21 protein-coding genes, 1 pseudogene and 1 CRISPR repeat array (1 of these 23 running past the window's edge) are annotated in these 22946 nt (G+C 32.4%); of the genes and pseudogenes, 7 read left to right on the top strand and 15 right to left on the bottom strand.

Annotated elements, in window-relative coordinates; translation table 11 throughout:
* Positions 1-1472: a CRISPR direct-repeat array (repeat unit 36 nt; unit sequence GGTCTTAACCTAATTGATTTAACATCCTTCTGAAAC); it reaches 1192 nt to the left of the window's first position.
* Positions 1473-1503: 31 nt separating this feature from the next.
* The 4 genes from csn2 to cas9 all read right to left on the bottom strand — a co-directional run bounded on the left by csn2 (position 1504) and on the right by cas9 (position 7592).
* The gene (csn2, locus tag PTA89_RS00625; RefSeq protein WP_201897102.1) at positions 1504-2175 is read right to left on the bottom strand and encodes a type II-A CRISPR-associated protein Csn2; all 672 of its coding nucleotides are present in this window, start codon (positions 2173-2175) and stop codon (positions 1504-1506) included.
* A complete protein-coding gene (gene cas2 / locus PTA89_RS00620) occupies positions 2172-2477 on the bottom strand; it encodes a CRISPR-associated endonuclease Cas2 (RefSeq protein ID WP_003709117.1) in 306 nt (101 codons plus the stop codon). The genes csn2 and cas2 overlap by 4 nt, the downstream gene beginning before the upstream one ends.
* Complete coding sequence (cas1, locus tag PTA89_RS00615) at positions 2455-3360, bottom strand: type II CRISPR-associated endonuclease Cas1 (protein WP_098034277.1); 906 nt, start codon at positions 3358-3360, stop codon at positions 2455-2457. The genes cas2 and cas1 overlap by 23 nt, the downstream gene beginning before the upstream one ends.
* A gap of 194 nt (positions 3361-3554) precedes the next feature.
* On the bottom strand, positions 3555-7592 hold the full coding sequence (gene cas9 / locus PTA89_RS00610) for a type II CRISPR RNA-guided endonuclease Cas9 (RefSeq protein WP_268857295.1): 4038 nt from the start codon (positions 7590-7592) through the stop codon (positions 3555-3557).
* On the opposite strand from cas9, the gene PTA89_RS10260 reads away from it, so the two are divergent.
* The gene (locus PTA89_RS10260; RefSeq protein ID WP_407659825.1) at positions 7553-7762 is read left to right on the top strand and encodes a prepilin-type N-terminal cleavage/methylation domain-containing protein; all 210 of its coding nucleotides are present in this window, start codon (positions 7553-7555) and stop codon (positions 7760-7762) included. The genes cas9 and PTA89_RS10260 overlap by 40 nt on opposite strands.
* 1 nt (position 7763) lies before the next feature.
* Here PTA89_RS10260 and PTA89_RS00605 read toward each other — a convergent pair whose 3' ends face one another.
* From PTA89_RS00605 to serC, 4 genes are all read right to left on the bottom strand, one after another.
* The gene (locus tag PTA89_RS00605) at positions 7764-8261 is read right to left on the bottom strand and encodes a hypothetical protein (protein WP_034982288.1); all 498 of its coding nucleotides are present in this window, start codon (positions 8259-8261) and stop codon (positions 7764-7766) included.
* A gap of 95 nt (positions 8262-8356) precedes the next feature.
* Positions 8357-8953, bottom strand: a complete 597-nt coding sequence (locus PTA89_RS00600; protein ID WP_003709109.1) for a uracil-DNA glycosylase family protein — start codon at positions 8951-8953, stop codon at positions 8357-8359.
* Position 8954: 1 nt separating this feature from the next.
* On the bottom strand, positions 8955-10139 hold the full coding sequence (locus PTA89_RS00595) for a phosphoglycerate dehydrogenase (protein ID WP_324177246.1): 1185 nt from the start codon (positions 10137-10139) through the stop codon (positions 8955-8957).
* A gap of 7 nt (positions 10140-10146) precedes the next feature.
* Positions 10147-11238 carry a 3-phosphoserine/phosphohydroxythreonine transaminase gene (gene serC, locus PTA89_RS00590; protein ID WP_223687002.1) on the bottom strand — a complete coding sequence of 364 codons (1092 nt, stop codon included), beginning with the start codon at positions 11236-11238 and terminating at the stop codon, positions 10147-10149.
* A 420-nt stretch (positions 11239-11658) separates the two neighbouring features.
* On the opposite strand from serC, the gene PTA89_RS00585 reads away from it, so the two are divergent.
* Complete coding sequence (locus tag PTA89_RS00585; protein WP_324177245.1) at positions 11659-13215, top strand: C40 family peptidase; 1557 nt, start codon at positions 11659-11661, stop codon at positions 13213-13215.
* Positions 13216-13317: 102 nt separating this feature from the next.
* Here PTA89_RS00585 and PTA89_RS00580 read toward each other — a convergent pair.
* The 5 genes and pseudogenes from PTA89_RS00580 to PTA89_RS00560 form a co-directional block, all read right to left on the bottom strand.
* Positions 13318-13431: pseudogene (locus PTA89_RS00580) on the bottom strand (family 1 glycosylhydrolase); the annotation flags it as partial.
* Positions 13432-13464: 33 nt separating this feature from the next.
* Entirely contained in the window at positions 13465-13854 is a 390-nt protein-coding gene (locus PTA89_RS00575; protein ID WP_003701867.1) for a DUF956 family protein, read from the bottom strand.
* A gap of 20 nt (positions 13855-13874) precedes the next feature.
* Positions 13875-14789, bottom strand: coding sequence for a PTS system mannose/fructose/sorbose family transporter subunit IID (locus PTA89_RS00570; RefSeq protein WP_095842310.1), 915 nt, complete (start codon positions 14787-14789; stop codon positions 13875-13877).
* An 18-nt stretch (positions 14790-14807) separates the two neighbouring features.
* Entirely contained in the window at positions 14808-15617 is an 810-nt protein-coding gene (locus PTA89_RS00565; RefSeq protein WP_003700745.1) for a PTS mannose/fructose/sorbose transporter subunit IIC, read from the bottom strand.
* A gap of 18 nt (positions 15618-15635) precedes the next feature.
* Positions 15636-16634, bottom strand: a complete 999-nt coding sequence (locus PTA89_RS00560; protein ID WP_003705039.1) for a PTS sugar transporter subunit IIB — start codon at positions 16632-16634, stop codon at positions 15636-15638.
* A gap of 270 nt (positions 16635-16904) precedes the next feature.
* Here PTA89_RS00560 and PTA89_RS00555 point away from each other — a divergent pair, with 270 nt between their 5' ends.
* From PTA89_RS00555 to PTA89_RS00535, 5 genes are all read left to right on the top strand, one after another.
* Entirely contained in the window at positions 16905-17897 is a 993-nt protein-coding gene (locus tag PTA89_RS00555) for a substrate-binding domain-containing protein (protein WP_268857291.1), read from the top strand.
* The gene (locus PTA89_RS00550; protein WP_268857290.1) at positions 17897-19195 is read left to right on the top strand and encodes a sensor histidine kinase; all 1299 of its coding nucleotides are present in this window, start codon (positions 17897-17899) and stop codon (positions 19193-19195) included. Before PTA89_RS00555 ends, PTA89_RS00550 begins: the two co-directional genes overlap by 1 nt.
* Before the next feature lie 14 nt (positions 19196-19209).
* Complete coding sequence (locus tag PTA89_RS00545; RefSeq protein ID WP_268857289.1) at positions 19210-19866, top strand: response regulator transcription factor; 657 nt, start codon at positions 19210-19212, stop codon at positions 19864-19866.
* 9 nt (positions 19867-19875) lie between these two features.
* Positions 19876-21171, top strand: a complete 1296-nt coding sequence (locus PTA89_RS00540) for an ABC transporter substrate-binding protein (protein WP_268857288.1) — start codon at positions 19876-19878, stop codon at positions 21169-21171.
* A 158-nt stretch (positions 21172-21329) separates the two neighbouring features.
* Positions 21330-22016: a DUF554 domain-containing protein gene (locus PTA89_RS00535; protein WP_268857287.1), complete on the top strand. Its 687-nt coding sequence runs from the start codon at positions 21330-21332 to the stop codon at positions 22014-22016.
* A gap of 47 nt (positions 22017-22063) precedes the next feature.
* On the opposite strand, the gene gloA2 is transcribed toward PTA89_RS00535, so the two are convergent.
* Positions 22064-22444, bottom strand: a complete 381-nt coding sequence (gene gloA2 / locus PTA89_RS00530) for an SMU1112c/YaeR family gloxylase I-like metalloprotein (protein ID WP_003707229.1) — start codon at positions 22442-22444, stop codon at positions 22064-22066.
* A complete protein-coding gene (locus tag PTA89_RS00525; RefSeq protein WP_268857286.1) occupies positions 22444-22884 on the bottom strand; it encodes a MerR family transcriptional regulator in 441 nt (146 codons plus the stop codon). Before PTA89_RS00525 ends, gloA2 begins: the two co-directional genes overlap by 1 nt.
* Positions 22885-22946: the final 62 nt, after the last annotated feature.

The following is a 22946-nucleotide window of genomic DNA, read 5'->3' as shown; positions in this document are numbered from 1 at the left end:
ATTTAACATCCTTCTGAAACTCATCAACCACTTGAGGGATATTTTGGGAAGGTCTTAACCTAATTGATTTAACATCCTTCTGAAACAGTAAGTCCTGCTGCGTAGCCGGCATTATAGGTCTTAACCTAATTGATTTAACATCCTTCTGAAACGTTGTCTTTATTAACTCCACCCATCGCACTGGTCTTAACCTAATTGATTTAACATCCTTCTGAAACTCTGAACCACAACTGTAGTTTTTGGTAATTGGTCTTAACCTAATTGATTTAACATCCTTCTGAAACCCTCCTAAACTTCAAAATTTTCTTTCAAGAGGTCTTAACCTAATTGATTTAACATCCTTCTGAAACCCACAAGCTTTGTAGCTGTACTTTCGTTGAGGTCTTAACCTAATTGATTTAACATCCTTCTGAAACCCAACGATTGTTCAGATAAAAATGTGCTTAGGTCTTAACCTAATTGATTTAACATCCTTCTGAAACACATATTAAATCACTCCTTTAAATCAGCTTGGTCTTAACCTAATTGATTTAACATCCTTCTGAAACTGTTGGTAGAGTAGGGGGGACGCGATGCAAGGTCTTAACCTAATTGATTTAACATCCTTCTGAAACTGTGGTCTACATGGTCTCGATTCATTCCCAGGTCTTAACCTAATTGATTTAACATCCTTCTGAAACTCTCCACCTAGTCTGTTAACTAATTTATCTGGTCTTAACCTAATTGATTTAACATCCTTCTGAAACATCTACTAGGCATTTCGAATAACTGGAAAAGGTCTTAACCTAATTGATTTAACATCCTTCTGAAACACATGAAAGAGAAGTTAGCGCAGATTGTTTGGTCTTAACCTAATTGATTTAACATCCTTCTGAAACTTAAATTTTGCCTTTTAGTCCTAGATGTAGGGTCTTAACCTAATTGATTTAACATCCTTCTGAAACTTTCAATGGTGCATGGTTATCAATTCCTACGGTCTTAACCTAATTGATTTAACATCCTTCTGAAACGTTAAACGAGCTTAAAAGAGTTTATATTGAGGTCTTAACCTAATTGATTTAACATCCTTCTGAAACTCTAAAGATGAACTTATCACTTTTTTAGAAGGTCTTAACCTAATTGATTTAACATCCTTCTGAAACAAGTGATTAGAACATTCAAACATGCTCCACGGTCTTAACCTAATTGATTTAACATCCTTCTGAAACTCGTGATACCTATTTCTTTAGCTCGTTCTAGGTCTTAACCTAATTGATTTAACATCCTTCTGAAACTATAGCATTGTTTCTTGGTTTTGCAAGTGTGGTCTTAACCTAATTGATTTAACATCCTTCTGAAACTGGATGCCCTCTTCTTTCTGGATCTATTAAGGTCTTAACCTAATTGATTTAACATCCTTCTGAAACTTGTCCTTGCCATTCCATCAAGTGTTGAACGGTCTTAACCTAATTGATTTAACATCCTTCTGAAACCGTTATTTTATAATCAAAATTTAACGATTCGTTAGTACCAATCAATATAATCCTCATCAATATAGTAATTATCACAGTTTTCAAAGAATCTCTGATCATTCTTTTCTGTGAATTCAATTATAAACATTGATGCGTTAGTCGCCTTAACAAGATTTACAAGTTCCTGAAACTCTTCTTTAGTGAGATAATGTGCGACATTGGTTAGACCTATAATTCTTTCTCTGTTTAGTTCCACATGTAATTTAACATCTGAAGATATTCTATCATACGCATTTTTCCATAGCAATGCCTCTGTATGTACCTGACAATACTTAAATAGTCTTGTTAAATCATTGTCATAATCTACTTGTAAAGGTATATCAATTTTATACAAAACCTCTCGAATACGATCATACAAACCATTTACTGATTTTAGTATTGCTTGTCTTTCAACATCTGTGATGTCTTCAATAATCTTCTTGATCAATACATTCATATATTTTTTGCTAATTTGGTCTGTTAACATTACATCCCCATCCCAATCAACGCTCGTACTTATATCTTTTCGATTATATTTATCATCACTTAATTGAATATTACTTCCGTACCCATTTAAAAAAGTATCAATAAATTCTTTATACACATTTACATTATTCGTTCCTAATACAGTGATTTTTCCAGCATTTATTTCAATATCCTTATGCCCGGTATAATATAATTTCATAGAATAATTGTCCTTTCTGCGCTATTTCTAACTTCTTTTATCTTTTTACCCAATAAAAAATGCATATCATTGTATTGCTTTTCAGTTAATATCAAAGATTGCACTACCCCTTTAGAAGGTAAGAAAGATTCTATGCGTTTTTCTGTAAATTCCGCTGATTTTTTGTTTACACAAACTCTTACATAAACAGAGTATTGAATCATAATAAATCCTTCATTTATTAAATTCTTTCTAAACTTCCTATATTCCTTTCTTTCCTCACTTGTTTCTACTGGCAAATCAAACATTATCATTAATCGCATTATTCGGTACCTCATTCGTAAATTCTACCTCCACATCAAATTCAACAGTTTCTTGATTTAAGTATTCAATTACATCTCTTACATACTTAGCAATTGCATTCTTTAACAGCATTTGTTTTTTATTGTATTTAATTTCTAAGTTCAATAAATCAACTAATCCATATTTAATGTCTGGTGTAAACTCTAAAAAATTCTTATCTGCCAACCAATAATCTACAACTGGTCTAAACGGTTCCATTAAATCTGATCCAAAGTTAAACATATTTTCTTGACTTTGATGATGAATTCCTAAATATGTTACATAACCTGCAGAAACAATTTCTTTATTTACAGCTGATAATAAAATTGAATATCCATAATTTAGTGCTGCATTCATAGGTGTAAAATCTTTTCTACTGTATTTTTTGCCAAATAGCTTTTCAAAATACTTTCTTGCCACTACGGCTTCACGATTGGTCATATCGTTTATTTCTAACTTATCTAATTCATTTTTCAAATCTTGACAATCTATTTGATAATTTTTGAGAACCTTTATTTGATTAATAATTTTACTTCTAACAATTTTCGTCCATAAAATTTCCTTTACATGATCATTCCATTCATATTGCTGTAAATATGTACCTAATGACCTATTATTGGAATAATAATTTACTGTTTCAGTCACAGGTTCATTTTTATTATCTGTAAAAATTACTTTGATTCCAGATTCTGCTAACTTACTTACTAACGCACTAGTGATAACTGCTTGAGTAGTTGAAATAAGTAATATATCCATATCTACTAACGGTATTTGATTAATCCCATCCTTATTTTGGACTATCATCGCATTATTAGAATACGATAACTTAGAATGTTGGGTGATAATTACATTTCTGAATCCCATAAATCTTCACTTGCCTTTCTACTATCAATTGTTTTATAATATACTTGTAGGTTTTAACCTCATTGATTTAACATTCTGAGTTGAAATCAAACAAAGCTTTTATAGCTGAGTTTTTCTTTTTGATCCATATAATTATGGACAATACATAAAAAGGAGTCATTTGACTCCTTTTTATTTTTTATTTCTAAAAAGAATTACTCTAAATCTTTCACTCTAACAACTCTTGAAAAAATTCCTGTTGGTGATTGATATATTAATTTAGCTTCTGGCGATAATTTTATACCACCTATTACTTGCATTTGACCTAGCTTGGTTTTTATTCCTAAAACCTTTAAGTCTGTTATCATTGCATTAGCGTGTAATCCAATTAAAATTCTGTTCAACACTTCAAATTTTCCAACTTGCTTTAGTTTATTGCCTTCATACACATTGTGGATAGGTAATTTCTTAAACATTTCCAATCCTTCATTTAGCCTTTGTCTAAATTTATTAATATCATATAATTCAAAATACTTGTTAACAACTGATAATATTTCTTCATATACATCTACTAATTCTTTGTCTGTTACTTTTGCTTCTTTATCTTTTTCCTTAGCTAAAATCTTTAACGCACGTTCTGACAAATGCAGTTGCATCGCATTATACTTATATTCGGAACTTCCTAAGGTATATTTTTGACCTCCATCTATGATCAGTTGTCCATAGTAAACTTTGTCTAAAATAACTTCAAAATTTTGTTCTGCTTTAGATAAACTTGCTTTTGCTATTTTTTTCAATAATGTTTTCTTTTCATCAGTATCATTTAATCTATCTAATTCATCAGTCCAAAGTCTAGGTACACCTACAAATTTATATATTACTCCCTTCTTCTTTTGAATCTTAACAAGCATCATATAACCACTTATCTTTCCTTTATAACCTCCATAAATATTTGTTGGTTTATCTTTCTTTATTGGAATCAAGTTAACCGTCTTAGCATTATATTTAGTTTGATCGTAAAACGCACCGTTTTTAGTAGTTACTTCTTTCGAAACTAACATATATTTGTAATCATTAATTTTTTGTATATAGGCTTTCATCTCTGGCACATTTAAAACAAATTCATTATTTACCTTATCATGTACATCTTCTGCTTCCTCATCTTCCAATTTCCATAAAAAGTTAAATTTATTCATATATTTCAAGTAATTACTATCTAGTTTTTTAAAATCATCATATACAAAATAACTGCGTAATTTAGGATAGGTTTTATACAGATATTGTCCAATAAAGGTTGTTAAATACCCATCTATTGCATGATGGTAATCGTTAACTTCTCGATTTTTTATCAACTCATATTCTTTTCTTAAATCACTATTCAGTCTTGCTCTTACTTCAATGATTTTTGTATCACTATATTGTTTTTTCAATGTGTTAGCAACTAATTTTACTACTTGGCTTGTTTCTACTAATTGACGCTTAATAAAACCTTGTTTAACATACTTGTTTATACTATCTGTCTTAGTTAATAAGTTGTTATATTTTTGCTTAGTTATTAAGTCTTGTTCATAAAGTTTACGCCAAAAGTTCCCCATCTTCGCTGCATACAAATCTGCAGCTGTCTTATCTGACTTTTCTTTATTATTTACATCTTTACGAGTTAACACTCTATTATTAAGAGAATCATCTTTTATAAATGATTGTGGAAGAATATGATCAATATCATACTTTTGATGTAATTCATCAATATTTATTTTTTCACCAGTATACATATCCCTACCTAACTGCATAAAGTATAGATAGTACCTATCTCTTATATTATTGGCGTTACTATCTAATTCTGATTGTAACTTTTCTAATTCATATTCAGATATTAGTTCGTCTGCAATTTTCTCATAAATTTCAGATATTTTCTTATAACGAGTATTCGTTAATTTACTCTTTCGTTTTTCCCGGGTAAATTCAATAGCTATAGATGTTGGCTCACACTGCATCACCTTTTCAATATCTTCGACAACTTTCATTACTTGTCTAATGGCTTTTTTATTTTGAGGAGAGGTGTACGCCTCATCTAATATATCTTCCAAATCATATTTATCAGCATACTCACCATTAATTTCAGCCAGCTTTGCTTGAATACTTTCATCATTTACAATTTGCATAAAATTATTAGATGTATTCCATAATGCATCAATAATCCTTTCACCATTCTCATTAGTAATCTGTGTTAGTAATTTCTTTGATAATCTTCCCCATCCTTTGAAATGAATATTTGATAATTTCTTAATCTGCTCGTCAGTCAACCATGATATTTCACTTAATTTCTCTTTGTAGATATTACCATCTTCAAAAATAGTTGAATATTCAATAATTTTTTCTAAATCTTCATTTTTACTGTAATCATCTACTACATTTCCTAATATTGCTTTTAAATCAATATAACTTGACAGTGAAGAATTAAACTTTTTGTTGTCGGTTAGTCCAGTAATACTTTCTGCATCACAATTTAAAGAAGTAGCTAAATTTTTCTTCGTCACACTTTTTTCAGTCTTAAATAGTTTAAGATAAACATTCTGCTTTTGTTCAATATCTAATTTTTTTTCATTTACTTTGATATTGTTCAATTCATTAAGTACTTTAAATTTCTCGTATAACAAACTAGAAGCAGGCAATACATCTTCACCAATTATATATGTATCTTTGGAAGTCATGCGTTTAATAAAACGATTAGCAGATTCTGTTCTATCAACTAAATTTTCAAAATTCCATGGAGTTATTGTTCCTTTTGATTTTCGAACCATCCACGCAAATTTTGTTTCTTTTTCGTTTTTATTAGACTCTGTCTTATCTACCAGTGGTCCAACATAGTATGGCACCCTAAAAGTAACTAGTTCATCTAATTTATATTTAGCAAACCTTCTATTCTTTTCTACAGGATTTTCTTCTGCTAACCATGGATAATACTTAGCCTGATTTTCAATAATTCTATCTAACTCTATTTGATGTAACTGATGAGGAATCACACCATTTTCACCAGTTCTTTGCTTAGGCATAAAATTACCTTCATCAATTAAGCCTATAATCTTTTTAGCCGTATCTGAATCATTGTCTTTAATGGTCTTCTTTACAGTTTTATAGAAATTTTCCTGTGCGTTAGCAGCTTTAGCTTTTTCATTATTAATATAATTACTGTAAGCATTCTTTAAGGTCTTTCTATCTTTTGTATTTAGAGTATTGATAAATTCCTTGTACATTTTTAAATGAACTTTGTGCATCTCATACTTTTCTATCATGGATTCAGATAATGTATATCCAGTCGGAACAATCATATTTAATTTGAACTTAAAGTAGATTTCTCTAGTCTTAGTTAGTAAATCCATTTGGTTATCATCTAGGGAATGTGATAATTCATTAAAAATGTCATCAATATTTTCATCATTAAACGTTATTTTTTTATTTTTATCACTCTCTATCAATGTTGAATCTTTAATCAATAATAAATCTTCAATATTAAATTTATATCCAAAAATAGCTTTAGAAAATGCAGTAACTATATTCTTTTTCTTCTTATCTTCTACTAATAGTTTCCCTACACTCTTTTGTTTATCAAGATTTTTAGTCTCTTCATCTAAGATTATTTTTTCTACATCTTCAAACTTTCCGCTGTTAAGAATAGCAACACTTTCATCACCAATAATATCCTTATATAAACTGTTAACCTCTTCTAGAAGGAATCCAATCGATGTTCCACTATTTTTATAGTTTTTTGCAGGAACATTTTCTAAGAAATTGCCACGATACTTGACAATATGGTGAATTGCTAAATAGATTTCTCTTAAATCAAACTTCTCATCTTTTTTCATTAAATCTCTTCGCAAATGATAAATTGTTGGATACTTATCATAGAAATTTGAATCAGATACATCTGGGAATAATAATGAACCTAAATACTTCTTATTACTGTCTTTTGGAGAAAGATTTGAAGACTTTAATCTAGCAAAAAAATACTCATCTACTTCTGCCATATACGGATCAAAAATTTCTTCTAATAGTTTCAATCGCCATTTTCTTCTATTAAGTCGTCTTCTTTGAGTTCTGAAACCTCGACGTTCTGCGGCGGTATTTCCTTCCTTAAACAAACGAGTTCCTATTAAATTCTTTCCTTTTTTTCTCTTAATTTTGAAATCATCGCCTATTACTGCCCATCCTATAGATGAAGTCCCTATATCTAATCCGATGTGATATTTTTCCATTTTATTTAATCCTCCTTTGTTTAAACACAATTAAATTATACAATAATTTTTATCAAATTTCCAAATATATAATAAATAATTTTAGACATGGATTTACCCTGATTGAAATGGCTATTGTTTTGTTTATCCAAAACAAAAAGGCATGCAGATCAGATCCACACACCTTTTAAACTATTCTTTATTTTTTACCAATTTATATTGTGCAACTAATGCTTTAGCATTTCCGCCATGGCCGAATTCTCTGAACTCATTGTCACTTTCATTTTCCCATTCGACATAATCTTCTTGATCTTCCCAGATATTAATCATCAAGAATTCATAGTCTTTTCTCTCATCATGGCCAACAAGTGTAGATTTTAAACCAACTGGACGATTGAATGAATCATCCCATTTATCTAAATGAGCATTAAAAATTTTTTGTTGCTCTGTATCCAAAGTTATATATCTAAATTCAAAATATCCATCCCATTCTTTAAGATTTATCGTGTGATAGATTCGATAATCTAATTGACTATGAAAAATACTTTCTTCGTTTGAAACATCTAATAGTGCAAACTTTTCTGAATCAGTTACAGATTCTAATAGTACCATTTGACGATCTTTATTGTTTTCAATAATTTCTTGTAGTTGTTTTTCAGGTCCAAAAGTTAAATTTAAATTTTTTAGCATAGTATTACTTCCTTCCAACCTTCTATCAAACTCTTTCAATCTAAGTATAACACCAAATTTGATCAAAAAAATAGCCTGACATTTTTGCCAGACTATTATTTATTTTTAATTTCAGATACTAATTTCTGTAAGTCTTTTACTACTTGTTCCTCAAACCATGGATTTTTCTTTAACCAAATTAAATTCCTAGGTGAAGGATGTACCAAAGGAAAGTACTCTGGCAGATACGTTTGATAATCTTTTACAATATCAGTTAATTTAGTACTACTTTTTAGATTCAAATATTTCTTAACAGCGTAGCTACCTACCAAAATAGTTAATTCAATATTTGGCATTAACTTTCTTAACTTTGGATGCCACTTTGCTGCAAAATTCTTTCGTGGTGGCAGATCTCCACCCTTACCTTTGCCTGGAAAATAAAAATCCATTGGCATAATCGCAAATAAATCTGAATTATAAAATTCATCGCGAGACACATCTAACCATGTCCTCAACCTATCCCCACTTAAATCATTCCAGACCATATGCGTATCTTGAGCTTTTTGTCCAGGTGCTTGACCTACTATTAATATTTTAGCCTTAGGATTAGCGTAATATAGAGGTTCAATCCCCTTTTCAGTGTATTCTTGATTTTGAGGATCTAGCTTTATCTCTTCAAAAACCTTTTGAAATTCATCAGCCGTTTTAATCATCTCATTTCACAATTTTTGGATTATGCAATGCTCGAACTCGGATAACTTCAGGAATTTCTAGTAACTCTTTCTTTAGTTCTTTGAGCTTTTCTTCTGAAATATCCGCAGCATCAATCATTGTATAAGCAATTTTACCACGTGAACGGTTAATCATGTTATCAATATTTATTTCTTCTTTAGCCAAAATAGTAGTAATTCTACCCACCATATTAGGAACATTTTGGTGAATAAGAGTTAGACGCAATGGAGCATCAAATGCCATTTCTACATTTGGCAAGTTAACGGAATTAACAATATCTCCAGTTTCAAGATACTTTCTCAAAGTATTAGCAGCCATCTTAGCTCCATTAACTTCTGCTTCTTCTGTTGTTCCACCTAAATGAGGAGTTACAATTATTTGTTTGTGATTTAAAATTTTCTCAGAACTGAAGTCTGTGATAAATAAACGTAATTTTTTAGCATTAAGTGCCTTGATTACTGCATCTTCATCCACAATTCCCCAGCGTGAATAATTGAGTAATACTGCCGTATCTTTCATCACATTAATCTCATCTTCACCAATGATATTTCTATTTTTATCAGTGTAAGGAATGTGAATAGTAATAAAATCACTTTGTTCTAGCAATTCTTCCAAACTTTCAGCTCTAGGAATATCATTGGAAAGTTGCCATGCTTTTTCAACAGAAATATATGGGTCATATCCAATTACTTTCATCCCCAAATCCATACATGCCTTAGCCACACGTGAACCAATATTACCTAAACCGATTATCCCTATTTTCTTTCCATATAACTCAGTTCCAGCAAAATGATTTTTACCTTTTTCTGTTTGTAAAGAAACATCTGCCCCAGCTAATTTTTGGGCCCATTTTACAGATGCAAAAACTGGTCTAACAGATAGTAATAACATTGTTATAATAAGTTCCTTAACCGCATTTGCGTTTGAACCTGGAGTATTAAAAACCGCAGTTCCTTGTGAAGTTGCCTTCTCTAAAGGAATATTATTTACCCCTGCTCCAGCTCGAGCAATCGCTAAAACACTAGTTCCAAAAGGTGTTTTATGCATATCTTGGCTTCTAATCAACAAAGCATCAGGTTTAGTACTTTTATTCACCGTGTACATATCTACTGGTAATTCATCTAGTCCTTCTTGTGCAATTACGTTATAAGTTTTTATATCTTTCATAATTATATTATTCCCCTTTATTTTTTAACTCAAATTCCTTCATAAAATCTACCAATACTTTTACACCTTCTAGTTCAAAAGCATTGTATAAACTAGCTCTCATTCCACCTACTAAACGGTGTCCTTTTAAATTCAATAGTCCTGCTGATGTGGCTTCTGCTATAAATTTTTCATCTAACTGCTTATTGCCAGTCACAAAAGGAATATTTGTTAATGAACGATCTTCTCTTTTTACTGGAGAACTAAATAATGTAGAATTATCTAAATATTCATATAGTAATTGTGATTTTTCTTCATTTAGAGCTTGCATCGCTGCTACTCCACCCTGTTCTTTTAACCATTCAAATACTAATCCTGCCATATAAATCGCAAAAACTGGTGGTGTATTCAAAGCTGATTGCTTATCAGCTTGCTTCTTGTAATCTAACATTGAGGGTAAATTGCTTACTTTTCCAATTAAATCACGTTTTACAATCACCACTGTTAGTCCTGCAATACCAATATTCTTTTGAGCACCAGCGTAAATTAATCCAAAATCATCTACATTATATTTTTGTCCTAAAATATTAGACGACATGTCTGCCACAATAGTTTGTCCGGCAAGTCCAGAAGGTAAGTCTCGATACATTGTTCCTTCAATTGTATTATTAGTAGTTAAATGAACATAATCATAATTTTTGTTCTTCAATTCAACTTGATGCACTAACTCAGTGTAGTTACTATCTTTAGAACTTGCGACAACATCTACATCAAATTTATGTAATAATTCTGCTTCTTGATACGCTCTTTGAGACCAATGTCCTGTATCTATATATCCGATTCTTCGATAATTATTAGCTAAATTTAGTGGAACTGCCGTAAATTGTAAAGTTGCTCCACCTTGTTGAAATAAAATATCATAATCATCTGGAATTTCCATTAAATATCTCAAATCTTCTTCTGCTTTTTGAAACATTTCTGTGTAAAGTGAAGATCGATGACTTATCTCCATTACACTCATTTGACTACCTTTAAAAGAAGTTAGTTCATCTTGTGCCTTTTTTATAACTTCTTTTGGTAACACAGCTGGACCAGCTGAAAAGTTGTATACTTTCGTCATTTCCTTCACCTTCCAAAATAAAAATTCAGTAACAATATGATATTCATTATTATATAATATAAAAACATTTCTAATAATAATCTAATATTACTACTTTAAAAATTATCGTAATTTCAAATAATTGTCAATTATTTTCTTAATAATATTTGCTACTTCCTGTAATACTTAACTCCTCACTATCATAATTTAACTTTTATGTAACATTTATGTAATTTAAAACTTCACAAATGAGTTATTTAGAATTAGGGTTCATTGTCCTATCTAGCTATATTCTTATTATTTTATTTAGCACACAATTATTACAAGATTTTACATAAATGTAATATATTTATATAGTTACTTGCAATAAAAAAGGGGTACAATGTAGATATTAAAATAATTTACTATAATCTTCAGGGATTATATTAAGGAGTGACTTACTTGAAAAAAACAGCACAGAAGTTATTAGTAGGTACAGTCGGTGCTGCAGGAGTACTTCTGGCATCAAGTACTGCCGCTAATGCCGATTCAACTACTACACATAAAGTTAAGCAAAATGAAACAGTTTGGGCCTTATCCAAGAAGTATGGTGTTTCTATTCAATCTATTGAAAAGTTAAACCGTATCAACAGCAATCATTTAATTATTACAGGTCAAACTTTACAAATTCCTTCAAAGGATGGCTCTCAAACTGTAAATAAAAATGATAATAAATCTACTTATACCATCAAGAGTGGTGATACATTATGGAGAATTGCCCAAAATAATCACATTTCTCTTGATGAGTTGTTATCTTTGAATAACTTGAATGCTAGTGACATTATCTATCCTGGACAAGTTATTAAGTTAACTTCAGCTGCTGCTACAAGCACATCAAGTACTCAACAACAAGTACAAGATAAAGCAGCTGTTACTACTCCAGCAACTGATAATCAAAGCAGTCAAGCACAAGCTACTTCTGCTTCCAGCAGTTCACAAGCTGTTTCAACAGCTCAAAGTAGCTCTGCTGCAACAACCGCTACTAGTTCTTCTGTAACTACTCCAGCTGCTTCACAAGCTGCTACTACAAGTTCAAGCAGTTCTGTTGCTCAACAACCTGTTGCTAGCTCTAGTTCTGCAGTTCAACAAAGTTCTTCACAGGTAACTACTCAAAGTAGTTCTGAAGTAAAAGATGACAATACACAAAAAGTACAATACACAGCTAAAGCTGGTGACTCATTGTACTCTATTGCTCAAAGTTTTGGAGTTTCAATTGATTCTCTTCGTTCAAATAATAATCTTGGTGCCACATTATTACCAGGACAAACATTAACAATTGTTAACCCTACAAAGACACCTAGCCAAGAAGAAAGTTCTTCTTCTAATAGTGTTGCTACAAACAATACTGCAGCTACTACAACTCAAAGTAGTAACTCACAACAATCAGCTGCAAGTAGTTCTAGTTCTGTTGCCCAAACAAGCAGCAGTCAACAACAAACTGTAACTACTCCAGCAGCATCAAGTAGTTCTGCTGCTAGCTCCAGTTCTGTTGCTCAAACAAACAATACTCAACAAGCAACTACAACTAATACTGCAGCTACAAACAACAACGCTACAACAGTTAATACTTCTAACGTAACTACAACAACTAATACTGGTTCTGCTTCAGCTAGTGCAATCATTAGTTACGCACAATCATTCATTGGTGTTCCTTACGTTTGGGGTGGATCTACACCATCTGGTTTTGACTGCTCTGGCTTAGTACAATACGTATACGCACACTATGGTGTTAACTTACCTCGTGTAACAACAGCTCAAGAAAATGCTGGTACAGTTATCCCTGTATCTGCTGCTCAACCAGGAGATCTATACTTCTGGGGTGCTAAAGGTTCTTCCTACCACGTTGCAATCGCAACTGGTGGTGGTAGCTTTATCCATGCTCCAGAACCTGGTGAAAGTGTAAAAGTTGGTAGCACTCAATACTTCCAACCATCTTTCGCAGTTCGTGTGCTTCAATAGAATACTTACCACAAGGACTTAGGAGTCTAGATCCTAAGTCTTTTTATATAGTAAAAAAATGGGCTGATATGCACTATATACATATCAGTCCATCTTTATTCTTTAATCTAAATCTGTACCATTTGATTCAATTACTTTTTTGTACCAATAAAATAAGTCTTTCTTTAAACGTTCCAAACTTCCATTTCCTTCGTCATCACGATCTACATAAAAAAAAGACTGATAATTTTACCAGTCTTTGTCTTATTATTAAGCTTTCTTCTTCAAGATCATTTTACCCAAATTCTTAAATCTATGTTTGAGAATAAATCCCATACTTGGTGCTTTACGCAAACTTTCACGTGGAATTCTAGCTTTAATAGCTCTTAAAGTTTGGCGACTATTTCTAGCAGAGAATCTAAAAGTACCATTGCTTTTTGTCCTAATTTCAAAACGTGGAATATATTTCCCACCGAAATAAACATCTGCTACTACATAAGTTATTTCATCCCATGGAATTTGGATATAATCCTGTAACTTTGTCTCGTTGTAGAATTCAAAGGCGTTGTCACCAACCATGATATTTCCGTAAAAAGGACCATTACGGTACCACGTACCTTTGCAAGACATATCCATTTTTGTGTTTAGTGACTTAACCATTTAAATCTCAACCTTTCTTTTTATAGTAAACCAATTACGTGGAATACAATAGCTAACACGAAGATTCCAAGAATAATAATGATTGGTGAAACTTTACGCTTCAAAAGATACATACATAAGAATGTTAGACCTAAAGCAGCCAAACCTGGAACTAATTGATCTAAGTTATCTTGTAAAGTTGTAACTTTTGTTTCGCTTAGTGAACGACCAGCAGCATATTGTGTAAATGCTTCTTTCAAACCTTTTGCGCCTGCTGGAAGTTTTTCCCAGTCAATATAAGCACCTTTTTGTTGTTTAACTGTGGAAACAACTGGAGTAAATGTGATAGATACCCAACGTTGAATCAAGGAACCGATAACGAACATACCCATCATGGAAGCTCCACGAGTTACCTTTTGTAATAAACCACCAGATAAGTCATCAGTGATAGCAGTACCAGCACGATAACCGAATTCTTGTGTATACCACTTAACAGCAGCTGCCATGATATTCCATAGAATGAAGAATACAAATGGACCAGCAACGTTACCAGATACAGCAAGACTTGCACCTAATGATAACATAATTGGACGTAATGTGAACCAAAATAGTGGGTCACCGGCACCAGCTAAAGGTCCCATCATACCAATTTTAACACCAGAGATAGCAGCATCATCAACATTTGCGCCATTAGCACGTTCTTCTTCTAAGGCAAGTGTTACCCCAAAAATAGGATTTGCCATAAAAGGATGTGTATTAAAGAATTCTAAGTGACGCTTCAAAGCAGCTGCACGATCAGCTTTGCTTGAATAAAGTTTCTTAATTGCAGGGATTAAAGTATAAGCAACCCCACCATTTTGCATACGTTCATAGTTAAAGGAACTTAATAGAAAGTAAGAACGCAAGAACATTTTAAAACGATCAGCTTTTGTTAATTTAATTTTCTTTTCTTCCATTGTTTTTCCCCTCCTAAGTTAGATGTCTTCCAAAATATCTCCAAGCGGATCATCTGAATCGCCAGAGCCATTTGATGAACCATTTGAGCTACCACCACTACCTTCAAGAGCAAGGAATAATATAGCTAAACATACACCGATAATACCTAAACTAATTAAAGTTAGTTGCTTAATAGCTGCAAGAGCAAATCCTAGGAAGAAGAATGGCCATACTTCACGACTTGACATCATATTGATAACCATAGCATAACCTACAGCAACAACCATACCACCACCGATTGTCATACCAGCTGTCAACCATTCTGGCATTGCTTCTAGTCCTTGACGTACAAGACTTACAGGGATCAACATCAAAAGTAATGCAGGAATAGCAACACGTAAACCTTGTAAAGTCATACCAATAAAGTGCCATGCTTGAATACCATTGATATCAGCCTTTTCAGCACGCTTATCCATAATGTGTGCGATAAATACTGTTGCTGTTCTAACGATCATAGTTAAACCTAAACCAGCTACAGCCAAAGGAACAGCCAAAGCGATAGCAGGTCCAATACCTTGTGCACCTTGGTTACCTTCAATAAGAATAATTGCAGAAGCTACACCGGCCAAAGCTGCGTCAGGAGCCATAGCAGCACCAACGTTAGCCCAACCCATTGTGATTAATTGTAAACTACCACCTAGCATAACACCAAGTTCTAGTTGACCTGTAACAAGTCCGATTAAAGAACAAGCTACAACTGGTTGATAAGTTTCGATTTGGTCGTTAACAGAACTACATCCTACGATAAAGGCTACGATAACGACTAAAATAATTTGAATCGTACTCATTTCATTAAACCTCCAAAATTAATTTTTCTCAGCTAATTTCTTTTCAGCTAATTTAATTAAGTCATCGATATTTGCAGGACTATCAGCTGGAACCCCACGAACATCAAATTTTACACCCATACTTTGTAATTCTTTGATCGAATCAACGTCTGTTTGATCAAATGATAAAGCCTTTGTTACGTTAACTTTACCTTCTTTATAAGCAGAAGAACCAAGGTTAATTTCTTTTACTTCTACCCCTGCCTTAACAGCTGCTAAAGCATCTTCAACTGATTCAAATAAGAGCATCGCACGAGTATCACCAAATCTAGGATCATTATTAGCTTTAGCCATATTCTTGATAGGTGCTACACTTACGCGAACTCCATTAGGTGCAGCTTGTTTAATCATGCTAGTTCTCAACTTGTCATGACAAACTGTATCTGAAACAACAATAATTCGATTTGGTTGAGTAGTATGTGTCCAACCTGTAGCAACTTGTCCGTGAAGTAAACGTGTATCTACACGAGCAAGAACATACTTGATATGTCCATCGCCTAAAACAGTACCTTCAGGGATTGTCTTCTTTTTGCCACTTGTCTTAACTGCTTTAGTATCAGATTCTTTTTTAACTGGCATTGCATCTTCTGGGAATGTCTTAATACCGTCATTACCAGTTGGAACAATTGCTCTAGCGATTTCTCTAGCAGATTCTACTGAGAAACGTTGTGTTAATGCTTCAATTACCATTGGAAGATTCATTCCCGCAACAATTGTCCACTTATCTTCATGTTCTTTAACTAAACTTGAAGCTTGGTTAAAAGGTGTTCCACCCCATAAATCTACTAAAAACAAAACTTCATCTTGATTATCAAGACTTGCAACGGCTTCTTGCATTTTCTTTTTAACATCTTCTGGACCTTCATCAGGCTTTAAGATACAACTCTTAAAATTTTCTTGAGGCCCAAAGATCATTTCAGCAGATTGATGAATGCCGTCTGCAAAACCACCATGACTAGCAAGAATAACTCCTACCATAAGTACTCCTCCTTACATATACGTTATCAGTTCTAATAATATGTAAATAATAATTTCTATACGTAATACTGATAAATAATTATTACTTCGCAATTGTAAACGATTTCTAAAATCTCAACAAGTGACCTCAATCACAATATCATTTCTCCTAAGTATGCTAAAAGACACAAAAATTTATGATTTCACTCGCTCTACTATGACATTTATCACGTTCATAGCTATGTTAAAAATGATATAATCAAGATATAAAACGCTTTTAGGAGAATTATTGTGAAGTATAAATTAACAAAGTTCATAAAAAAGAAAGATTTCGTTCGCTTAATCTCGATCGCTATTTTTTTATTAGGTATCATACTTGTTGTTTGGATTGGCTCGTTTTACATGCCTTTTGTGAAACAGCCAGTAAAGATTGGTTCAACCTACATGACCCTCAATAATAGCTTTTATAAAACCATTAATGAGGAAGTAAAAAAACAAGTTAGCCAAAATGGTGACATTTTATACACTCGTGATCCAGGATTAAGTGTTTCTAAACAATGTCAACAAATATATGATTTTATCGACAAAAAAGTAGATGTTATTTTAATCAATCCTGTGAATGGTGAAAGTAAACAAATTCAACATGCTTTAAAAATTGCCCATGATAAAGGTATAAAAATTGTCGTTGTAGACAGTCAGTTGAGCAATTCTTCTTTTGTTAATGCCAATGTTGTTTCTGATAATTTTAAAGCTGGCGTATTAGATGCAAAGTATATGATGAAAAATTCTCCCCAGGCTAAAATTTTAGTTCTGCGTCATTGGAATGCTTTGTCTGTAAAAGAACGATATCGAGGCTTTGTTAGCGAAATTAAAGATAATCCTAACTATCAGATTACAGAAAATCTTGAAACTCTAGGTCAGACTGACGTGGCTTTAAAAAATGTACAAGAACTGCTAGAAGTCAATCCTGATAAATTTGATATTATTATGGCAATGGATGATCAAAGTGCCGTTGGGGCATTAGCTGCTATGGACGCCCTAAATCTTCACAATAAAATTATGGTATATGGAATTGATGGTTCGACTAATATGAAGCATCTACTACTAAGTAATCCTAATGCACAGGCAACAGTGGCCCAATCTCCTATTAAGTTAGGCCAGAAATCAATCCAAGTCTGCTATAAGCTCGTCAAAGGAAAAAAAGTTTCCAAAGATGTTGTTGTACCAGTCTTCTTGCTGACAAAGAAAAATATCAATGATTACGATATATCGGGGTGGCAATAATGAGTCGATTAACCAAAGCAACTTATGTATATTGGTTGTTAGTAATGGTAAATTTTATTTCAGTAATGTTTGATGTATCTTTATATTTACTAATTACTAGTTACATTTCAAAAAAGAATCTTAGCTTATACCTCTTACAACAATTACAAGTCATGCCTGGTAATTTTAGATTACTTTTTTGGGTAGTATTTGTACTTTTTGGATACTTAGTTACTGTCATCTATTTACGCCGAACCTCAACCAATAAAAAGACGAATAAATTACTCTGGCTAGAATTATTACTAATAGTATTAATTTTTTGGCTAACTAAGGCAACTTATGGTGGTTTAGTCTTCTTAGCCTTTGCTGATATCTTTTTTTCAACTGATGACTTCCACACCATTAGTAATAAATTTTATTGGCTGATTTTCATTATCGTTGCTTCGGTATGCTTACTAGTATCAAATAGTAATTTTTTGGCAACTTTAATTTCCTTACCATCATTAGAAATTTATATTAGCTTTTTACCGAGTCATGTGGCAACTCTGTTATCTCTAATGCGTCTATTTCTTTTTATTATTAGTATCGTTATTTTTACTTTATCCTTATTTACATATGTCGTTTATATAACAAATGAGAAACGCAATATCGAAGAAGAGCTTAGAATGGTTGATCACGCTAATGTCGAACTTCAGCACTATATTAGTGTTGCCGAAGAGAACGCCGAATTGCGTGAACGAAAACGTATTTCCCGGGAAATACACGACACTCTAGGCCATGCTTTAACTGGAATTTCAGCTGGTATTGACGCTGTCCTAGTACTAATTGATATGGATAAAGATAGCGCCAAGGAGCAATTAAGGAATTTATCTGAGGTAGTACGTCAAGGTATTGTAGATGTACGTAAGTCATTAAATAAAATGCGTCCCGGAGCTTTAGAAAAATTATCCTTATACGATTCGATTGTTGATATGATTAGTCGCTATGATAATATTCCAACTTTAACGATTGATTTAGATTTTCAATGGCAAGGCGTTGATTTAGAGAAAACTACTGAAAATGTCGTCTTTAGAATTATCGAAGAATCCATTACTAATTCTATTAGACATGGTCATGCTGAAAAGATTTGGATAAGAATGACTAAAGATGATAAATACTACTATATTGAAATTCACGATAACGGTAAAGGTAGTCCAACTATCAAGCCTGGATTTGGTCTAACTCAGATGCAAGAAAGACTTGCTATTATCGGTGGTACTGTAACCTACCAAGGAGATCACGGATTTACTACAAAAATAAAATTCATTATTAAAAACTAGGGGGAAATATATTTATGATAAAAGTACTAATAGCTGATGATCAAAAGTTAATCAGGGAATCACTGAAAATTGTTTTAGATACCTATCAAGATATTCAAGTAATTGATACGGTTGGCGATGGTAAACAAGTCCTAGAAAGTATTGAAGAACAAGAACCAGATGTAATTTTAATGGATATCCGCATGCCTAATATGGATGGAACTGTAAGCACAAAATTAGTTAAGCAGTCCTACCCTCACATAAAAATCATTATTTTAACAACTTTTGATGATGATGATTTCATTTTTAGCGCACTCAAATATGGGGCATCTGGCTACATCTTAAAGGGTGTCTCTCCTACTGAATTACATGACGCTATCACCACAGTTTACAATGGCGGCTCCATGATTAATCCTAATATTGCTGCTAAAGTTGTAAAATTGTTTTCTAAAATGGCTCAAAGTGATTTTGAAATTGATGTAGATAAGGAAGGAGCGACTCTAATTACGGATGCTGAATGGCGTGTAATTTACCAAGTTGGACGTGGTTTATCTAATAAAGAAATCTCCCAAGAACTCTTTTTATCTGAGGGTACTGTCCGTAATCACTTATCACATATTCTTTCCAAGTTAAATTTACGCGACCGTACTCAATTGGCAATTTGGGCTGTTCAAAATGCTCCACGTAAGTAGGTAAATATCATGAAAAAAAGATATATTATTCTATCGATATTATTAATGATTCTAGTAATAATAAGTGGGATTTTTATTTATCAGAAAAAGCAAAAAGTTATTACTATCGGCATTTACAGTGATAGTAGTTGGGACGTTCCTAATGATAATGAATACAAATTCATTGACTATGTCGTGAAGAAATTCGAGAAAGAAAATCCAAATGTTAAGGTTAAATATGAAAGTGGCATTAATAAGAATGATTACTTAGAATGGTTGTCACAAAAGATTGTTGATAATAAAGCACCAGATGTTTTTATCGTTCCTTCTGAGCAATTTGGCTTTTTATCTTCTCTAGGAACTATGCGAAATTTAAATTATTTCATGGATTTATCTGGATTAAATACCGATGATTATTACCCTACTAATTTAAAAGCTGGAATGTCCGCAGGTAAGCAATATGCACTCCCACTCGAAAGTAATCCGATGATGATGTGCGTTAATACTGATTTACTCAAAAAAGAACACATTACTATTCCAAAATCGGGATGGACACTAAATGACTTCTATCGAATTTGTCATCAAGTTACAAAAGATACTAATCATGATGGTGTAGTGGATCAATTTGGCTATGCAGATTATTCTTGGAAAGATGCAGCCCAAGCCTATAATGCTAAATTATTCAATAGTCAAGGCACAGCTAGCTATTTTAATTCAGATAAAGTACGCCAAGCTTTAACCATGATGGAAAAATTATATAATTTACAAAAAGATTATAAAGTAACCGCAGATGACTTTGATAAGGGAAAAGTTGCTTTTCTTCCTATGACACTAGCTCAATATCGCACTTATGAATCATACCCTTATCGCGTTTCGCGCTATTCATCATTTTCTTGGACGTGCATTAGAATGCCTGGAGCTACTCCAGATATTAACTCAACCTATGTGAATACTTCCATGGTGGCAATGTCTTCTCAAAGTACACATCCACTTTTATCATGGAAACTTGTTAAATTTTTGTCTAATAATGGCGATGTTCAACAGAAACTCTTTACCTACTCTCAAGGAGCTTCCGTTCTTAAGAGTGTTATGAAGAGTAAAGATATTACCGAGAATTTACAAAAGGAAAATAATGCTGACAATGCTTTAACCGAGGAAAAATTCGCAAGTATTATGGCAAAATCACAAAAATATCCTGAATTCAAAAATTATAATAATGTCATGCAGACAGCTGATTATTTAATTAATATTGCCCTTGAAAATGGTAACGTTGAAGTTCAATTATCAAATATTCAAAATCAGATCCAAGAAGAATTAGCGAAATAGTTAAAAATGCTATTTTTAAGATAGGACCAATTTTCTAATTTATACAAACAACCGTTTACATTGCATAAATTAGAAAATTGGTCCTATATCTATATCGTTCTTTTTTACTTTTTATGATATTTTAGTCTTATACACTAAAATTAAGGAGGATATTTTTCATGATTGGAACATTCTTCAATGTCAGTACAATTCTAATTGGAAGTTTACTTGGAAATTACTTCAAGAAAAGCTTTGCTGATAAATATCAAGAAATTCTGATGCAAGCGATGGGATTAGCCGCCACTTGCTTAGGAATGCAAGCTGTCTTGCAAAATCTCCCTAAAAGTAAACTCCCTATCTTGTTTATTTTAAGTTTGGCAATTGGTGGCGTATTAGGAGTTAAATTTGACCTAGCTACTCGTTTTTCTAATTCTGTTAAAAAATTCAGTAATTCTAAATCATCTGAAGGATTGTCAACTGCTATCTTGCTATATTGTATGGGTACTTTATCCATTTTAGGTCCAGTTGAAGCTGCTTTACACCACAATTATACTTATCTTTTTACAAACGGTATTCTTGATGGCATTACTTCTATCATTCTAGCATCAACTTTTGGATTAACCATTATGTTAGCTGCACTTGTTTTATTCTTCTGGCAAGGTAGCTTTTATTTAATAGCCTTCTTGTTACAAAGTAGCGTTAATCCTGATTTTTTACATGAATTGTCAATTGTTGGCGGTGTTTTAATTCTAGCCTCTGGTCTTAGTATTCTTGGAATTAAAAAGTTTAAAACTATGAATTTATTACCATCGCTACTTGTATCTGGTATTCTCTTCTTTATTCTTCATTACATCGGTATAATTTAAAAAAGTTAAGTCTGATCCTTGAAATCAAATGATCAGATTTAACTTTTTTATTCGTGTATTTCTAATGGTGTTCCTGCTGGATCATAGAAAAATGTCATCGCCTTACCATTAAAGGTATCATTACGAATTGGTTCACATTCTACCCCTTTGGCAGTTAATTCTTTAACAGTTTCTTCTACACTATCAACTCTAAAAGCTAGATGACGTAATCCTTTAGCTTCTGGATAGGTTGGTCGAACTGGAGCTCCTTTTTTGATAAAGATTTCTAATACCATTTCTCCGAATCCAACATTAAATAATATATCATCTTTTTCTGGCCTAACATGCTTATCTAACAAAGTAAAGCCCAGTTTGTCTACATAAAACTCTTTCATCTCTTCGAAATTTGTTCCAATAATCGCAATATGGTGTACCTTGCTAAAATCCATTATTCTTCACCTTCTATTTCTATTGAACACCCATCTTCATTTACTATTCCATATGCATGCTTATTTTCATCGTTGCATACTTTTCCCAAGTCAATTTTGCCATAATGTTTATCTCTATCTGTTATCTCAACATCTTTGATAATTTCGACACCAAATCTTCGCAAAACTAATAATTGTTGTCTGCGCTCCTCTGCTTTTTCAATTGAAGTATTTAAAGTATATCCTTCATCTAAAAAATGTTTTATCAATCTTATATGATAATATTCATTAATTGTGAACTTTCTTTTATTTCCATCACCATCATTGATTGATTTTATATATCCTTTTTCCTCCCAATATCTTAATTGTCGAGAAGAAACACCGGTAGATTTGCTCATATCCCCTATTCCAATTTGGATATCATCCATCGCCTTTTTACCATCTGTATTTTGAAAAAACACAACTTTGCTCCTTTCTTTTGTCCATATATTATACATCAATTGTAACTTTTTTAACTCATTTG

Source organism: Ligilactobacillus salivarius (genome assembly GCF_035231985.1).
Classification (GTDB): Bacteria; Bacillota; Bacilli; order Lactobacillales; family Lactobacillaceae; genus Ligilactobacillus; species Ligilactobacillus salivarius.
The sequence above is the reverse complement of the archived record's forward strand: the minus strand, read 5'-3'. Positions and strand labels throughout refer to the sequence as shown.

Excerpts from the sequence above, each read along its gene's own strand:
- cas9 (WP_268857295.1), bottom strand. The coding sequence starts at position 7,592 with ATGGAAAAATATCACATCGGATTAGATATAGGGACTTCATCTATAGGA.
- serC (WP_223687002.1), bottom strand. The coding sequence starts at position 11,238 with ATGACGAAAGTATACAACTTTTCAGCTGGTCCAGCTGTGTTACCAAAA.
- PTA89_RS00565 (WP_003700745.1), bottom strand. The coding sequence starts at position 15,617 with ATGAGTACGATTCAAATTATTTTAGTCGTTATCGTAGCCTTTATCGTA.
- PTA89_RS00550 (WP_268857290.1), top strand. The coding sequence starts at position 17,897 with ATGAGTCGATTAACCAAAGCAACTTATGTATATTGGTTGTTAGTAATG.
- PTA89_RS00560 (WP_003705039.1), bottom strand. The coding sequence starts at position 16,634 with ATGGTAGGAGTTATTCTTGCTAGTCATGGTGGTTTTGCAGACGGCATT.
- PTA89_RS00535 (WP_268857287.1), top strand. The coding sequence starts at position 21,330 with ATGATTGGAACATTCTTCAATGTCAGTACAATTCTAATTGGAAGTTTA.
- PTA89_RS00545 (WP_268857289.1), top strand. The coding sequence starts at position 19,210 with ATGATAAAAGTACTAATAGCTGATGATCAAAAGTTAATCAGGGAATCA.
- PTA89_RS00600 (WP_003709109.1), bottom strand. The coding sequence starts at position 8,953 with ATGATTAAAACGGCTGATGAATTTCAAAAGGTTTTTGAAGAGATAAAG.
- PTA89_RS00595 (WP_324177246.1), bottom strand. The coding sequence starts at position 10,139 with ATGAAAGATATAAAAACTTATAACGTAATTGCACAAGAAGGACTAGAT.
- gloA2 (WP_003707229.1), bottom strand. The coding sequence starts at position 22,444 with ATGGATTTTAGCAAGGTACACCATATTGCGATTATTGGAACAAATTTC.
- PTA89_RS00605 (WP_034982288.1), bottom strand. The coding sequence starts at position 8,261 with ATGCTAAAAAATTTAAATTTAACTTTTGGACCTGAAAAACAACTACAA.
- PTA89_RS00540 (WP_268857288.1), top strand. The coding sequence starts at position 19,876 with ATGAAAAAAAGATATATTATTCTATCGATATTATTAATGATTCTAGTA.
- csn2 (WP_201897102.1), bottom strand. The coding sequence starts at position 2,175 with ATGAAATTATATTATACCGGGCATAAGGATATTGAAATAAATGCTGGA.
- PTA89_RS00575 (WP_003701867.1), bottom strand. The coding sequence starts at position 13,854 with ATGGTTAAGTCACTAAACACAAAAATGGATATGTCTTGCAAAGGTACG.
- PTA89_RS10260 (WP_407659825.1), top strand. The coding sequence starts at position 7,553 with ATGAAGTCCCTATATCTAATCCGATGTGATATTTTTCCATTTTATTTA.
- PTA89_RS00570 (WP_095842310.1), bottom strand. The coding sequence starts at position 14,789 with ATGGAAGAAAAGAAAATTAAATTAACAAAAGCTGATCGTTTTAAAATG.
- cas1 (WP_098034277.1), bottom strand. The coding sequence starts at position 3,360 with ATGGGATTCAGAAATGTAATTATCACCCAACATTCTAAGTTATCGTAT.
- cas2 (WP_003709117.1), bottom strand. The coding sequence starts at position 2,477 with ATGCGATTAATGATAATGTTTGATTTGCCAGTAGAAACAAGTGAGGAA.